Annotated in this window: 13 protein-coding genes; 5 read left to right on the top strand and 8 right to left on the bottom strand. The window is 69.4% G+C overall.

Features of this window, described 5'->3' with window-relative positions:
* Positions 1-236 precede the first annotated feature (236 nt).
* Positions 237-1,442: an MFS transporter gene (locus ACLJQZ_RS23600; protein WP_410622080.1), complete on the bottom strand. Its 1,206-nt coding sequence runs from the start codon at positions 1,440-1,442 to the stop codon at positions 237-239.
* A gap of 111 nt (positions 1,443-1,553) precedes the next feature.
* Positions 1,554-2,648: an adenosine deaminase gene (locus tag ACLJQZ_RS23605; RefSeq protein ID WP_326955988.1), complete on the bottom strand. Its 1,095-nt coding sequence runs from the start codon at positions 2,646-2,648 to the stop codon at positions 1,554-1,556.
* 212 nt (positions 2,649-2,860) lie between these two features.
* Between ACLJQZ_RS23605 and ACLJQZ_RS23610 the strand changes: the two genes are divergently transcribed.
* Positions 2,861-3,985 (top strand): PA containing protein, encoded by a 1,125-nt coding sequence (locus tag ACLJQZ_RS23610; protein WP_326955989.1) that lies wholly within the window; start codon positions 2,861-2,863, stop codon positions 3,983-3,985.
* A 180-nt stretch (positions 3,986-4,165) separates the two neighbouring features.
* Here ACLJQZ_RS23610 and ACLJQZ_RS23615 read toward each other — a convergent pair whose 3' ends face one another.
* The 6 genes from ACLJQZ_RS23615 to ACLJQZ_RS23640 all read right to left on the bottom strand — a co-directional run bounded on the left by ACLJQZ_RS23615 (position 4,166) and on the right by ACLJQZ_RS23640 (position 11,043).
* Positions 4,166-5,449: a thymidine phosphorylase gene (locus ACLJQZ_RS23615; protein WP_410622081.1), complete on the bottom strand. Its 1,284-nt coding sequence runs from the start codon at positions 5,447-5,449 to the stop codon at positions 4,166-4,168.
* A gap of 26 nt (positions 5,450-5,475) precedes the next feature.
* On the bottom strand, positions 5,476-5,886 hold the full coding sequence (locus ACLJQZ_RS23620; protein WP_410622066.1) for a cytidine deaminase: 411 nt from the start codon (positions 5,884-5,886) through the stop codon (positions 5,476-5,478).
* Positions 5,886-7,163, bottom strand: coding sequence for an ABC transporter permease (locus ACLJQZ_RS23625; RefSeq protein WP_410622067.1), 1,278 nt, complete (start codon positions 7,161-7,163; stop codon positions 5,886-5,888). The genes ACLJQZ_RS23620 and ACLJQZ_RS23625 overlap by 1 nt, the downstream gene beginning before the upstream one ends.
* On the bottom strand, positions 7,163-8,251 hold the full coding sequence (locus ACLJQZ_RS23630; RefSeq protein ID WP_326946131.1) for an ABC transporter permease: 1,089 nt from the start codon (positions 8,249-8,251) through the stop codon (positions 7,163-7,165). The genes ACLJQZ_RS23625 and ACLJQZ_RS23630 overlap by 1 nt, the downstream gene beginning before the upstream one ends.
* On the bottom strand, positions 8,248-9,819 hold the full coding sequence (locus ACLJQZ_RS23635; RefSeq protein ID WP_410622068.1) for an ABC transporter ATP-binding protein: 1,572 nt from the start codon (positions 9,817-9,819) through the stop codon (positions 8,248-8,250). Before ACLJQZ_RS23635 ends, ACLJQZ_RS23630 begins: the two co-directional genes overlap by 4 nt.
* A gap of 81 nt (positions 9,820-9,900) precedes the next feature.
* Positions 9,901-11,043 (bottom strand): BMP family protein, encoded by a 1,143-nt coding sequence (locus ACLJQZ_RS23640; protein WP_247060759.1) that lies wholly within the window; start codon positions 11,041-11,043, stop codon positions 9,901-9,903.
* Positions 11,044-12,237: 1,194 nt separating this feature from the next.
* Between ACLJQZ_RS23640 and sdhC the strand changes: the two genes are divergently transcribed.
* The 4 genes from sdhC to ACLJQZ_RS23660 are packed head-to-tail and all read left to right on the top strand — an operon-like array spanning position 12,238 to position 15,640.
* On the top strand, positions 12,238-12,681 hold the full coding sequence (gene sdhC / locus ACLJQZ_RS23645; RefSeq protein WP_086861784.1) for a succinate dehydrogenase, cytochrome b556 subunit: 444 nt from the start codon (positions 12,238-12,240) through the stop codon (positions 12,679-12,681).
* A gap of 1 nt (position 12,682) precedes the next feature.
* Entirely contained in the window at positions 12,683-13,096 is a 414-nt protein-coding gene (locus ACLJQZ_RS23650; protein WP_247060758.1) for a succinate dehydrogenase hydrophobic membrane anchor subunit, read from the top strand.
* Between the two features lie 19 nt (positions 13,097-13,115).
* Positions 13,116-14,870, top strand: coding sequence for a succinate dehydrogenase flavoprotein subunit (gene sdhA, locus ACLJQZ_RS23655; RefSeq protein ID WP_410622069.1), 1,755 nt, complete (start codon positions 13,116-13,118; stop codon positions 14,868-14,870).
* Complete coding sequence (locus ACLJQZ_RS23660; RefSeq protein WP_410622070.1) at positions 14,870-15,640, top strand: succinate dehydrogenase iron-sulfur subunit; 771 nt, start codon at positions 14,870-14,872, stop codon at positions 15,638-15,640. The genes sdhA and ACLJQZ_RS23660 overlap by 1 nt, the downstream gene beginning before the upstream one ends.
* Positions 15,641-15,650 lie beyond the last annotated feature (10 nt).

Consider the following 15,650-nt stretch of genomic DNA (forward strand, 5'->3'; position numbering starts at 1 on the left):
GCTCGCGTACCCGGGCAGTCGGCTCACGTACCCGGACGGTCGGCTCACGCACCCGAAGGGTCGGCTCACGTCCCCAGGCGGTCGGCTCGCTACCCGGAGGGTCGGCTCGCGTACCTGGAACGCCAACTCGCGTACCCAGAGGGTCGGCTCACGTGATCCGGCGCGGGTCTCGCGTGATTGGAGGCGCATCTCGCGTGATTGGGGGGACGACACGCGTGCGCCGGGGGCGACACGGGTCAGTCGCGGGGTTCGGCGCGGACCGGGACCACCAGTACCGCCAGGGCCGGGAAGATCGCCGCGACGCAGAAGGCCAGCGCGTAGCGGCTGTCGCCGATCACCAGGCCCAGCAGGGGCGGCGTGAGGGACGCCGCGATGTTCTGGCCCGTGTTCTGCGTGCCCATCGCGCGGCCCGACCACGCCAGGCCGGCCAGCTCGGCCGACGCCGTGAAGCCGAGGCCGTTGTCGGCGACCGTGATGATCCCGGCCAGCGCCAGCGCGAGCAGCACCAGCCAGAGCCACGTCGTGTCGCCCAAGGCGACCAGCAACATGACGAAGCAGCTCAGCACCGCGAGCCGGCGCATCGGGCGCAACCGGCTGCCGACCCGGTCGGACCACCAGCCCGACCCCAGCCGCCCCGCGGCGCCCAGGACCTGGACCACCGCCAGGTACCAGCCCGCCGACAGCGCGCTCCAGTGCTGCACCGTGACCAGGTACACCGGCGCGAAGGCCGAGACGGCGAACTGCGGAACCACCAGCAACGCGCTCGCGCCGTGCACCCGCCACAGCGTCGCGTGCCGGTACGGCGACGGCGGCTTCTCACCCAAGGCCGGCCGAGGCGGCCGGGGCGGGTCCGCGACGAGCCAGGCCACCAGCAGCGCGACGACGATCGCCAGCCCGGCCGGCAGCAGCACCGCCGCGCGGAACCCGAAGTGCGCGGCCAGCGGCGGCAGCCCGAGCGCGGCGACGCCGACACCCAGCGGCTGGGCCGTCTGGCGGATCCCCATCGCGACCCCGCGCTCGGACTTCGCGAACCAGCCCATGACGACGCGGCCGCTCGCCGCGTTCACCGAAGCCGAACACGCTCCGGCAGCAAGGAACACCCCGAAGAGCAGCCCGATCGAGTGGGCGCCGAGCCCGGCGTACACCAGGAGTAACCCTGACGCCCCCAGCCCGAGGGCCATGATCAGACGCTCTCCGTAACGGTCCGCAGCCGCGCCCCACACGATCAGGGTGCACAACAACCCGATGCTCGGGGCCGCGACGACCGTGCCGGCCTGGGCCAGCGTCAGCCCCTCGGCCGCCCGCATCGCCGGGACCAGGAACGGGATGCCGTAGAGGAACGAACAGCTGGCGGTCTGCGCGGCGAGACCGAGCGCGAGGATGAGCCACCGTCGTGAACTCGCCTGAACCTGCTCGATCGAATCGCCCTTGACCTGCGCCATCGTCTTCACCGTCTCAAATTCTGAGAACAACTTCCTATATGGTGAACGATAGTTGTCGTGCCTAAGGACCGCAACCGCCTATCGGCGGTCACGGTCCCGAGGGCGTCGAGGTCAGCGCAGGGCGGCGTACCCGGGCTTGATCACGTCGTCGATCAGCGCGAGCCGGGAGTCGAAATCTATGAAGGCGGATTTCATCGCATTGATCGTGAACCAGCGCAGCTCGTCCAGGTCATAGCCGAAGGTCTCGTGCAGCGCGGCGAATTCGCTGGTCATCGTGCACCCGCTCATCAGCCGGTTGTCCGTGTTGACGGTGACCCGGAAGCGCAGCTTGGCCAGCAGGCCGATGGGGTGCTCGGCGATCGAGCGCGCGGCGCCTGTTTGGACGTTCGACGTCGGGCAGATCTCCAGCGGGATGCGGCGGTCGCGGACATAGGCGGCCAACCGTCCAAGGTGGACCGTGCCGTCGGCGTCGCTCTTGATGTCCTCGATGATCCGCACACCGTGCCCGAGCCGTTCGGCGCCGCAGTGCTGAATCGCCTCCCAAATGGACGGAAGACCGAACGCTTCACCGGCGTGAATGGTGAAATGCGCATTGTTCTGCCGCAAATACTCGAAAGCGTCGAGATTGCGGGTCGGCGGGAATCCGTCCTCCGGTCCGGCGATGTCGAACCCGACGACGCCGGCGTCGCGGTAGCGGACCGCCAGGTTCGCGATCTCGAGGGCCCGGGCGTGCTGGCGCATCGCGCAGAGCAACGTCCCGACGCGGATCGAACCGCCGGCGGCGACCACGCGGCGTGTGCCCTCCGTGAACCCCGCCTGGACGGCCTCGACCACCGTATCGAGTGACAGACCGCGTTCGACGAACAACTCCGGTGCGTAGCGCACCTCGGCGTAGACGACGCCGTCGGCGGCCAGGTCTTCGACAGCTTCCGCGGCGACTCTGACCAGGGCTTCCTCCGTTTGCATCACCCCGCAGGTGTGCGCGAACGTCTCGAGGTAGGAGACGAGCGAGCCGGAATCGGCCGCCTGGCGGAACCAGCTGCCCAGCTCGGCGGGGTCGCTGGTGGGCAGGCCGGCATAGCCGGTGGCGTCGGCGAGCTCGGCCACGGTCGCGGGCCGCAGCCCGCCGTCCAGGTGGTCGTGCAGCAGCACCTTGGGCGCGCGGCGGAGCGTCTCGATGGGCAGAACAGGGGTTTCGTCGGACATCCCTCAACGGTAACCTCGGTGTCATTCCCCTACATGGCCGTAACTCTCAGCCTCGGGCTAACCCTCAGCGTCGAGGATCGGGTAACGAATCGGCCATCCGGGGGCAGCCTCCGCAATACCCGCTTCACGGGGGCCATACACAGAGCAATTTCGCAATCGTTAAGCTTCGTGGCACGTCCCTCCATTTCCCCGCCGACGAAGGACACACAGCAGTGACCACTGACAACCACATTGCCGCCCCGTCCTTCGACCGGATGCGCAACATGCTGGTGCGCGCGGCCGAAGTGCGTGAGAGCGAGCAGCAGCAGATCTTCGACGCGCTCGACGACATCTACGCCCGCCTCGCGCCGGTGGACTCGCTGGGCGCGGTCCGCAAGCGGCTGTCCGAGATGCCCGACCGCACCGAGGTCAGCGTCCTGGCCGAGCGCCTCGACGAGACGATGTCCCGGCTGGAGGCCCAGGACAACGCCATCGCCGCGCTGACCCGCGCCGTCGAGAGCATCGTCGACAAGCTGGCCAAGCCGTTCGCGCAGCTCGACGGCCGCCTCGACGGCATGGCCTCGCGCTTCGAGGGCGTCGCGGGCCGGATGGACGGACTCGAGGACAAGCTCCAGAACATCCACCGCCGGATCGACGAGGTCGGCGGCCACCTCGACAAGCAGGACGCGAAGCTCGACTCGATCCCGCAGTCGGTGCTCGGCCCGGTCCGCGAGCGGATCGAGCAGAGCGAGGCGTCGCTGCGCGACCGCGTCGACCACGCCGACCACGAGCTGCGGAACAAGGTCGACGAGCTGAGCCGCGTCACGCAGGAGCGGATCGGCGAGCTGGACCGCGTCACCGGCGAGCGGATCGGCGCGAACACCGAGGCGCTCAAGGTCGCGCTGACCGAGACCGGCGAGATGATCGACGCCTCGGACCGCCTGGAGAAGCTCGGCAACCGCCTCGAGACGGTCACCACCCGCCTCGACGACCTGGCCGGCCGCCTCGACAAGGTGGAAGACGGCTTCCTGTCCGGCATCGGCGACCTCGACGGCGCGCTCAAGGCCGGGCTGTCCAAGGTCGAGGGCACGCTGTCCAAGCAGCCGGACACCGACTCGCTCGACTCGCTGGTGCGCAAGAGCAACGACGAGAGCGTCCGCCGCATCGGCGGCCAGCTCGACGAGGCGATGGCGACGTTCGCGGAGCTCATGCTCGGCGGCGGTCCCGCCGTGCAGCAGATCTCGCCCCCGCCGCCGGCCCCGCGCCAGCCGCGTCGCAGCTCCCGCAACGGCCGCGCCCCCAAGCCGGCCGACGCCAAGGCCAAGCCGGGCGAAGGCCCGGAAGAGCCCACAGAGTAAGCAAGCCCCACGAAGAGGCCCCCGCCGGTACACCCGATGGGGGCCTCTTTCATGTTCGGAGTAACCACTCCGGATCACTTTCCCTATGAAAGTGACGCTTCGAGGGCCCCGAGGCTGAGCTTTCGTAGGGAAAGTGACGAGTGGGGTCACTCGGTCGGGTGATCATCTTCGCGATGATCATCACACCGTGCCGCGGATCGTCTCCCGGACGATCGGGGCCGCGGCGGGAGCCGCGGCGGCCACCGTGAAGCCGCCTTCGAGGGCCGCCAAGGCCGCGGGGACCGCGGACGGCGTGTCCGTGTGCAGTTCCAGCAGCGGCTCGCCCTCGGTGACCGCGTCGCCGGGCTTGGCCAGGCACAGGATGCCGGCCGCGGCTTGGACCGGGTCCTCCTTGCGGGCCCGGCCCGCGCCCAGCCGCCACGACGCGACGCCCACCGCGTACGCGTCCAGCGAAGCCAGCACGCCGGAAGCGGGCGCGGTGACGACGTGGACGTGCGACGGCTTCGGCAGTGGCGCCGACGGGTCGCCGCCCTGGGCCGAGATCATCCGGCACCACGTCTCGTACGCCTCGCCCGACGCCAGCACGGCCGCCGGGTCGACGTCCAGGCCGGCCAGCGCCAGCATCTCCCGGGCCAGCGCCAGGGTCAGCTCGACGACGTCCGACGGGCCGCCGCCCCGCAAGACGGAAACCGACTCCGCCACCTCGACCGCGTTGCCGACCGCGCGCCCCAGCGGGACGTTCATGTCGGTCAGCAGCGCCGTCGTCGGGACGCCGTGCGCGACGCCGATCGACGTCAGCGTCGAGGCGAGCGTGCGCGCCTGGTCGAGCGTCTTCATGAACGCGCCGGACCCGAACTTGACGTCCAGGACCAGCCCGGACGCGCCTTCGGCGATCTTCTTGCTCATGATCGAGCTGGCGATCAGCGGGATCGACTCGACCGTCGAGGTGACGTCCCGCAGCGCGTACAGCTTCTTGTCCGCCGGGGCCAGCCCGGACGTCGCCGCGCAGACCACCGCGCCGACGTCCTCCAGCTGACGCGCGATCTCCGCCGTGGTCAGCGAAGCCCGCCAGCCGGGGATCGACTCCAGCTTGTCGAGCGTGCCGCCGGTGTGCCCGAGCCCGCGCCCGGACAGCTGCGGCACCGCCGCGCCGCACGCGGCGACCAGCGGCGCCAGCGGCAGCGTGATCTTGTCGCCGACGCCGCCGGTCGAGTGCTTGTCGACGGTCGGGCGCGAGACGTCCAGCGTGAGCCGCTCCCCCGACGCGATCATCGCGCCGGTCCAGCGGGAGATCTCCGCGGAGTCCATGCCCCGCAGGAAGATCGCCATCGCCAGCGCCGACATCTGCTCCTCGGCGACGACGCCGTGGGTGTAGGCGTCGACGACCCAGTCGATCTGCTCGTCGGACAACCGGCCGCCGTCCCGCTTCGCACGAATCACGTCTACTGCCGAGAACGCGCGCAGTGCTGATGGTTCGCTCGCGAGCTCGCTCACGGCAGGTCGTCCGGGCCGAAGGCGTCCGGCAGCACGTCCGACATCGGCAAGATGCCGCTGGGCGTGTCCACCAGGCAAGCGGAGCCGCCCAGCTCGAAGAGGATCTGCCGGCAGCGCCCGCACGGCATCAGCAGGTCACCCGCGCCGCTGCGGCACGCGACGGCGACCAGCTTGCCGCCGCCGGACAGCCGCAGCTGCCCGGCCATCGTGCACTCCGCGCAGAGCCCGAGCCCGTAGGACGCGTTCTCGACGTTGCAGCCGATGACCACCCGGCCGTCGTCGACGATCCCGGCGACCCCGACGTGCAGGCCCGAATAAGGCGCGTACGCATGGGAAGCCGCCTCGATCGCGCGAGAACGCAGCGCGTCCCAGTCCACAGTGGAATTAAAGCTGGACACGTCGACCATCAGTCTTCACCTCGCCGGTAAGGCTGCCCGTCGGCCTTCGGCGGCCGCAGCCGCTGCGAGGCGACGGCGAGCACGATCAGCGTCACGAAGTGCGCGGTGTACGGGATCAGGTCCGACGGCAGCGTGTCGTTGGCCCAGTAGATCAGGTACAGGATCCCGGCGCCGACGACGCCGAGCCCGGCCGCGATCCACTGCTTGCGGAACAGCTGGACGACGACGATCACGGCGACCAGGATCACCGCGCCGTACAGCAGCGCGAGCACCGCTTCACCGCCGCCCGAGAGCTGCAGGCCGTCGGCGTAACCGAACAGCGCCGCGCCGCCGAGCAGGCCGCCCGGGCGCCAGTTGCCGAAGATCATCGCCGCGAGGCCGATGTAGCCGCGGCCGTTGGTCTGGTTCTCCAGGTAGTCCGCGCCGCCGCGCAGCAGCACCAGCGACGCGCCGCCCATCCCGGCGAACGCGCCCGAGATCAGCATCGCGACGTACTTGTGCCGGTAGACGTTGACCCCGAGGGACTCCGCGGCCACCGGGTTCTCGCCGCACGAGCGCAGCCGCAGGCCGAAGCGCGTGCGCCACAGGATCCAGAAGCTCACCGGCACCAGGACGATCGCGATCATCGTCAGCGGCGCCACCTCGGTGACGAGCCCGCGCAGGATGCCCGCGACGTCGGAGATCCCGACGCGCTGCTCCTTTTCGAGGTCGCCGAGCCAGTCGGAGAGGCCGCTCGCGGAGTAGGTGTCGAACTTCGGCACCACCGGCGACTGCCGCGGGTTGCCGGAGATCGGCTCGAAGATCAGGTTCGCGAGGTACTTCGTGACGCCGAGGCCCAGCAGGTTGATCGCGACGCCGGAGACGATGTGGTTGACGTTGAACGTCACCGTCGCCACCGCGTGCAGCAGGCCGCCCAGCGCGCCGAACACGAGCGCGGCCAGCAGGCCGACCCACACCCCGCCGTTGTACGAACCCCAGGCGGCGCCCCAGGTCCCGAGGATCATCATGCCCTCGAGCCCGATGTTGACGACGCCGGCGCGTTCGGCCCAGAGGCCGCCGAGCGCGCACAGCAGGATCGGCAGCGCCAGGCGCAACGCCGTCGACGCGGTGTTGGACGACGTCAGCGTCGAGACGCCGGTGGAGTACGACGCCGTCGAGACGACGGCGATGGCGATCACGGCCCAGATGACGCCGCGGAGCCAGCCGGGGACGCGGGGCCGCTTGCGGTGCACCGGCATCGCGCCGGGGCTGCCGGCGTCGGGCCGGGAAACGTCGGTGACGGCCATCAGACGGCACCTCCCCCGGCGACCGAAGTGCTCTTGCCGCTGAGTGCGCGGCCGACTCTGCGTTGTTCGGCGGCCAGGTCGGCGCGCCGCACGATCTCGTACGCCACGACGACCGACAGCACGATGATGCCCTGCATGATCGTCGCGATCTCCTTGGACACGTTGATCTGCTCCAGCGACACCGCGGAGGTGTCCAGGAACGCCCACAGCAGCGCGCCGAGCGCGATGCCGCCGGGGTGGTTGCGGCCCAGCAGCGCGACCGCGATACCGGTGAAGCCGTACATCTGCGTCGAGGTGATGCCGTAGGTGTAGTCGCGGCCGAGCAGCTCCGGCATCGCGACCAGGCCGGCGACGCCGCCCGAGAGCACCATCGCGATCAGCGTCATCTTCTTGGCGTTGACACCACCCGCGGCGGCCGCGGTGGTCGACTCGCCGGACGCCTTGAGCTCGAAGCCGAACCGCGTGCGGTTGAGCATGAACCAGTAGGCGGCACCGATGATCGCCGCGATGATCACGAAGCCGAAGAGCGTGCCCGAGCCGAGCGGGATGCCCGGGATCCGGCCGGACGGCGCGATCTCCCGGGTCCCGATGTTGTTGCCCCGCTGCACACCGAACTGGTCGGCGTTGATGAGGAAGGCGATGATCCCGCCGACGATCGAGTTCAGCATGATCGTCGCGATCACCTCGCTCACCCCGCGGGTGACCTTGAGGATCGCCGGGACCGCCGCGTACGCCGCACCGGCGACGACCGCGACGATGAGGATGACCAGCGTGTGGATCACCGGCGGCAGGTTCAGCGCGCCGCCGGCGATGGCCGCGACGACCGCGGCGAACCGGTACTGGCCCTCGACGCCGATGTTGAAGAGGTTCATCTGGAAGCCGATGGCGACCGCGAGCCCGGACAGGTAGTACACGGTCGCGAGGTTCGCGGTGTCGACCGCGGTCGAGCCCTTGAACATCTGGCCGATCATCGTGCCGTACGCCTCGAGCGGGTCGGCCCCCGAGATGACCAGCGCGATCGCCGACAGCAGCACGGCGAACGCGATCGCCAGCAGCGGTGGCAGCAGTTTCGTGCGCCAGGAGGTCATTCGTCGTCACCCTCTCCGGCGCCGGTCATCGCCGAGCCCAGTTCCTGCGGCGTCACGGTGGCGGGGTCGGCTTCGCTGACGAGCCGCCCGCGCAGCATGACGCGGATCGTGTCGGACAGGCCGATGAGCTCGTCGAGGTCGGCCGAGATCAGCAGCACGGCGAGGCCGGCGGCGCGGGCCTGGCGGATGTTCTCCCAGATCAGCGCCTGCGCGCCGACGTCGACACCGCGCGTGGGGTGCGAGGCGATGAGCAGTACCGGGTTGCCGGACAGCTCCCGTCCGACGATCAGCTTCTGCTGGTTGCCGCCCGAGAGCGCCGCGGCCGGGACGTCGATCCCCGGCGTGCGGACGTCGTACTCCCGCACGATCCGCTCGGTGTCCGCGCGCGTGCCCGCGATGTCGAGCAATTGTCCTTTGGAGACCGGCTCGCGGGTCTGGTAGCCGAGCATCCGGTTGACCCACAACGGTTGCGTGAGCAGCAGGCTGTGTCGCGTGCGGTCCTCGGCGATGTAGCCGATGCCCGCCTCGCGCCGGGCCAGCGTGCCGGCCTTCGTGAGGTCACGGGCCACGCCCTCGGCGTCGACCAGTTCGATGGTGCCACCGGATGCCTTGCGCATGCCCATGATCGTCTCGACGAGCTCGGTCTGGCCGTTGCCTTCGACACCGGCGACGCCGAGCACCTCGCCCGCGCGCACGGTGAAGGTGATGTCGTCGAGCGCGTTGCGGTCGGAGCCCTCGGCGCCCAGCGTCAGCCCGGTCAGCCGCAGCACGGCCCGGTCGGTGACGGTGGACTCGCGGGTCTCCGGGCTGGGCAGCTCGGAGCCGACCATCATCTCGGCGAGCTGGCGCGAGGTGATGGTCTTGGGGTCGGCCGTGCCGACGGTGGTGCCGCGGCGGATCACCGTGACGGTGTCGGCGATCGCGCGCACCTCGTCGAGCTTGTGCGAGATGAAGAGGAAGGTGTAGCCGTCGGCCTTCATCTCCCGGACGGTCGCGAAGAGCGCGTCGACCTCCTGCGGCACGAGCACCGCGGTCGGCTCGTCCAGGATGATGATCTTGGCGCCGCGGTAGAGCACCTTGACGATTTCGACGCGCTGGCGGTCGGCGACGCCGAGCTCCTCCAGCAGCGTTTCCGGCTTCGCGCGCAGGCCGGTCCGCTGCGCGAGCTCCGCCAGCCGGGCACGGGCGGCGCGGCCGATGCCGTGCAGGCCCTCGGCGCCGAGGAAGACGTTCTCGCCGACGGTGAGGTTGTCGGCGAGCATGAAGTGCTGGTGCACCATGCCGATGCCGGCGCGGATGGCGTCCTGCGGGTTGCGCAGTCTCACCTCGCCGCCGTTGATCGCGATGGTGCCCTCGTCCGGCGGCTGCATGCCGTAGAGGATCTTCATCAGGGTGGACTTGCCGGCGCCGTTCTCACCACAGATGGCGTGCACCTCGCCGGCGGCGACGGTGAGGTTGACGTCGGAGTTGGCCACCACGCCAGGGAAACGTTTGGTGATCCCGGTCAGCTGGACGGCGGGCACGCCCCGGTCGGGGACGGCCGCGGCCGGGGCCTCGGCAGTGCTCATGGGCGGGAGAGTTCCATCTCTGTCAAAACACGTGAGGGCTCGGAGGGGAGAAACCCCTCCGAGCCCTGTCCGCGTTGTCAGTTACTTCTGCGGCTTGTCCGAAACGGTGATCGCGCCCGAGATGATCTGGGCCTTGTACCCGTCCAGGACGTCCTTGATGTCGTCGACCTTGCCGCCGGAGGTGGCGTAGCCGACGCCGTCGACCTTGAGGTCGAACCGCTTCGGCAGGGTCGTCAGGTCACCCTTGGCGACAGCCTGGATGTAGGAGAACACCGCGACGTCGACGCGCTTGAGCATGGACGTGATGATGACGTCCTTGTCGGCCGCGACGGTCTTCTGGTTGTACTGGTCGGAGTCGACGCCGATGGCCAGCGCGTTGCCCGACTTCGCGGCGTCGAAGACACCCTTACCGGAGGCGCCGGCGGCGTGGTAGATGACGTCCGCGCCCTTGGCGATCTCGGCCTGTGCCTTCGCGTTGCCCTTCGGCGGGTCCTGGAACCCGGAGAAGTCACCGGCCGGCGTGAGGTACTCGTCCTCGATCTTGATCTTGCTGGAAACGGTCTTCGCGCCCTGCAGGAAGCCGGCCTCGAACTTCTGGATCAGCGGGGTGTTGACACCGCCGACGAAGCCGACGTGGCAGCTCTTGCTCTTGTACGCGGCGGCGACGCCGGCCAGGAACGAGCCCTGCTCCTCGGCGAAGACCAGCGGCGTCACGTTCGGCAACGTGATCGAGTCGTCGTCGACGATCGCGAACTTGGTGTTCGGGTACTTGGCCGCGACGGCCTTGACCGAGTCGGCGTAGGCGAAGCCGACCGCGACGATCGGGTTGAGGCCCTGCGAAGCCATCTGCTCGAGGCGCTGCTGCTTGGCCGACTCGGCCTCGCTGGCGGACGCGGTGCTCTCGTTGACCGTCGTCACGCCCAGGTCGGACTTGGCCTTGTCGGTACCCGCGGCGGCGGCGTCGTTGAAGGACGCGTCACCCCGGCCGCCGACGTCGAAGGCCAGGCCGATCTTCAGCTGGCTGCCGTCGACCTTGCCGGTGGCGGCGGTGCTGCTGGAGGCGACGGCGGGCGCCGCGGGCGGCTTCTGCGCGGTGACGCAGTCCGAACCGCCCGACGAAGGCGCGGCACTGTTGTTACTGCTGCCACCGCTCGAGTCCTTGGCGCACCCGGCCAGGGTGAGCACCCCGGCCATGGCCACGGCGGCCAGCGCGGTTCCACGCATGCGACGCAACGTGTGTCTCCCTCCCCGCTGATCCAGCGGATGGTCAAGGGCGCGTCCCGGCCCAACTGCCGGGTCGACCGCCAGACCGTACCCAACGGACAGGAAAGCGCCATAGGAAAGGCACGCTACGTAACACAAACGTTTACTCACGAGTCGCACGCGCGACGAGATGTACACCCAACGTGATCACCAGACGCACCGCGAGTCGCTTTCGGTGGCTTCTCGACGCCTTCACGGTGCCCGGGACGGCCAAAATGCCACCGATTGTCACGGAACGTGCCGAAGGCCGGTGTTCCTTGCGTCAGGTTGTCCACACCGTTCGGCGGTTGTGGACAAGTCGCTCGGCCCCGGCCGTTCCAGGCCTGGCTGTCGGGGGGCGCCGATAGACTGGACCTGGGGACGCCCCCCGGAGAGGGTGGGGGACGGGGTTCGGCCGGAACGCGATTCGCGGGGCGAGGGGCAGAGGCTGGACGCCAGCGGAGGTAGCCGCTCGGAGCGAGCGCGGCACCCGGCGCTGGGTGCCGCCAGGACGCGAGCGAGGCGCCCTCCGGAGCGAGCGTGAGCCGGACGCTGGCGGCGTGACCGGACGCCGACCGGGCGAGCGCGAGCCTGGCACCCGCGCATTCCCCGGCACCCTCCACTCCCCGGGGCGCGTGCGCGAGCGGGGCGTCCTCCGGAGCGCTCGTGAGCCGGACACCGGCCGGAGCGAGCCCGGCACCCGGCACCCGGCACCCGGCACCCGGCACCCGGCACCCGGCACCCGGCACCCGGCACCCGGCACCCGGCACCCGGCACCCGGCACCCGGACGAGGGTCCGCCAGGCGGGCGAACGGCGCGCGACTCGCGCACTCAGCGTCCACAGTGGACCCCGATTGGCTGTGACGGCGCCCACATCGCGACGCGAGCGCCGCAGGTAGAGCCGATACCCGCTGCGGCGCCCGGAAAGCCGTCACCCGTGTGCTCCAGACCACACCTCCGGGTGGCCCTGCGCCACTCCGGTGTCTGGTCCATCACAGAGGGGAACCCGGAGGTGAGCCGTCCGTCCGAAGCGGGTCTAGCATCCTTGGCATCCACGCTCGATGACCCTTGATCTCGGCATTGCCGCCGTAGTTCGTCCCCAGTGGACCAGCGACGTATCAGTGCGGACCTCACCGGTCACCCGGGCACAAGTCAGACGTTGGAGGCCGTTCACCGATGTCCACCACGGCGAGCACTGCCACTGAGGCAGGGGCGAGCGATCGGGCGGGTGCCTCACGCCGGCAGGGGACCTTCTACCGGGGCGACCCCGGCATGTGGTCCTGGGTGCTGCACCGCATCACCGGCGTGCTCACATTCTTCTTCCTGTTCGTGCACGTGCTCGACACCGCGCTGGTGCGCGTGTCGCCGAACACGTACGACCAGGTCATCGAGACCTACAAGACCCCGATCGTCAACCTCCTGGAAGTCGGCCTGGTCGGCGCGGTGCTGTTCCACGCGCTCAACGGCATCCGCGTCATGCTCGTCGACTTCTGGTCGAAGGGCCCGAAGCTGCAGAAGGCGATGCTGTGGGTGATCGGCGTGGTCTGGGTCGTCGTGATGGTCCCCGGTGCGTTCTTCATGCTGAAGCGCACCGTCGAAACGCTCTTCGGGGGTAACTGACATGGCCGACCTCGCCCTCGCGAACCCCCGCGCGCCGAAGCGTCCCGCCGCCCGCCGCAGCAACTTCGAGCTCTACAGCTGGCTGTTCATGCGGATCTCCGGCTTGGCGTTGATCATCCTGGTGCTCGGCCACCTGCTGATCATGAACATCCTCGACGGCGGTGTGCACCGGATCAACTGGGGCTTCGTCGCCGGCCGCTGGGCGTCCCCGTTCTGGCAGTTCTGGGACCTGGCGATGCTCTGGCTCGCCGAGATCCACGGCGGCAACGGGCTGCGCACCATCATCGACGACTACGCCCGCAAGGACAGCACGCGGTTCTGGCTGAAGATCCTGCTGTACGTGTCCATGGTCCTGATCCTGGCCGTCGGCACCATGGTGATCTTCACGTTCGACCCGAACATGCCCGCGAACTGAAGCCCGGAGAGCTCCCACCATGCAGTTCCACAAGTACGACGTGGTGATCGTCGGCGCCGGCGGCGCCGGGATGCGCGCGGCCATCGAGTCCGGCCAGCGCACCCGTACGGCCGTCCTCACCAAGCTCTACCCGACCCGGTCCCACACCGGCGCGGCCCAGGGCGGCATGTGCGCCGCGCTGGCGAACGTCGAAGAGGACAACTGGGAGTGGCACACCTTCGACACGATCAAGGGCGGCGACTACCTGGTCGACCAGGACGCCGCGGAGATCATGGCGAAGGAGGCCATCGACGCGGTCCTCGACCTCGAGAAGATGGGCCTGCCGTTCAACCGCACGCCCGAGGGCAAGATCGACCAGCGCCGCTTCGGCGGGCACACCCGTGACCACGGCAAGGCCGCGGTCCGCCGTGCCTGCTACGCCGCGGACCGCACCGGCCACATGATCCTGCAGACGCTGTACCAGAACTGCGTCAAGTACGGCACCGAGTTCTTCAACGAGTTCTACGTGCTCGACCTCGTCACCAGCCCGGACGAGGAAGGCAACCCGGTCGCGTCCGGGGTCGTCGCCTACGAGCTGGCCACCGGCGAGCTGCACGTCTTCCAGGCGAAGTCGATCGTGATGGCCACCGGCGGCGCGGGCAAGATCTTCAAGACGACGTCGAACGCGCACACCCTCACCGGTGACGGCCTCGGCATCATCTTCCGCAAGGGCCTGCCGCTGGAGGACATGGAGTTCTTCCAGTTCCACCCGACCGGCCTCGCGGGCCTGGGCATCCTGATCTCCGAAGCCGTCCGCGGCGAGGGCGGGATCCTGCGCAACGCGTCCGGCGAGCGGTTCATGGAGCGCTACGCCCCCACCATCAAGGACCTCGCGCCGCGCGACATCGTGGCGCGCTCGATGGTGCAGGAAGTGCTGCAGGGGCGCGGGTGCGGGCCGAACAAGGACTACGTCGTCCTGGACGTCACGCACATCCCCGAGGAGACGCTGAACGCGAAGCTCCCGGACATCATGGAGTTCTCCCGGACCTACCTGGGCGTCGACCCGGTCAAGGAGCCGGTGCCGGTGTTCCCGACCTGCCACTACGTGATGGGCGGCATCCCGACCAACATCCACGGCGAAGCGCTGCGGGACAACGAGAACGTCATCCCCGGCCTGTACGCCGCCGGCGAGGTCGCGTGTGTGTCCGTGCACGGCTCGAACCGCCTGGGCACGAACTCGCTGCTGGACATCAACGTGTTCGGCCGCCGCGCCGGCATCGCGGCCGCGGAGTACGCGCTGGCGCACGAGCACGTCGAACTGCCGGAGAACCCGACCACGATGGTCGAGGAGCAACTGGCGGGCCTGCTGTCGGAGCACGGTGACGAGCGCGTCGCCGACATCCGCAAGGAAATGCAGCAGACGATGGACTCGCACGCGTCGGTGTACCGGACCGAGGACACGCTGAAGCAGGCGCTGACCGACATCCAGGCGCTGAAGGCGCGGTACGAGCGGATCACCGTGTCGGACAAGGGCAAGCGGTACAACACCGACCTGCTCGAGGCCGTCGAGCTGGGCTTCCTGCTGGAGCTGGCCGAGGTGCTGATCGTCGGCGCGATCGCGCGCAAGGAGTCCCGCGGCGGCCACGCCCGCGAGGACTACCCGACCCGCGACGACACGAACTTCATGCGGCACACGATGGCCTACAAGCAGGGCGCCGGCCTCGCTTCGGACATCCGGCTCGACTACAAGCCGGTTACCTTCACCCGCTACGAACCGATGGAGCGGAAGTACTGATGACCACGGCAACTGAAGCTCCGGCGTCGTCCACCGATTCGGACCACACGCCGATCACGGTCACGCTGAAGATCCTGCGGTTCAACCCGGAGGTCGACACCGAGCCGCACTGGGAGTCGTACGAGGTCCCGGCGCAGCGCACCGACCGCCTGCTGAACCTGCTGTTCCACGTCAAGGACTACATCGACGGCACGTTCTCGTTCCGCCGCTCGTGCGCCCACGGCGTGTGTGGTTCCGACGCGATGCAGATCAACGGCATCAACCGGCTGGCCTGCAAGGTCCTGATGAAGGACCTGCTGGCCAAGGACGGCAAGCCGACGACGATCACGATCGCCCCGATCAAGGGCCTGACGACGTTGAAGGACCTGTACGTCGACATGGACCCGTTCTTCGAGGCGTACCGCGCGATCAAGCCGTACCTGATCACGTACGGCAACGAGCCGACGCGTGAGCGCATCCAGTCCCAGGCGGACCGCGACCGCTTCGACGACACCACGAAGTGCATCCTGTGCGCGTGCTGCACGTCGTCGTGCCCGGTGTACTGGAACGACGGGTCCTATTTCGGGCCCGCGGCGATCGTCAACGCCCACCGTTTCATCTTCGACTCCCGCGACGAGGGGGCGGAGGAGCGCTTGGACATCCTGAACGACGGCGAAGGCGTCTGGCGCTGCCGCACGACGTTCAACTGCACCGACGCCTGCCCCCGGGGCATCCAGGTGACCAAGGCGATCCAGGAAGTAAAGCGAGCACTGCTCTTCAAGCGCGTCTGAGTTTCCTGCC

Origin of the sequence: Amycolatopsis sp. cmx-8-4 (genome assembly GCF_046548675.1) — a bacterium.
In the GTDB taxonomy this organism is placed as follows: domain Bacteria; phylum Actinomycetota; class Actinomycetes; order Mycobacteriales; family Pseudonocardiaceae; genus Amycolatopsis.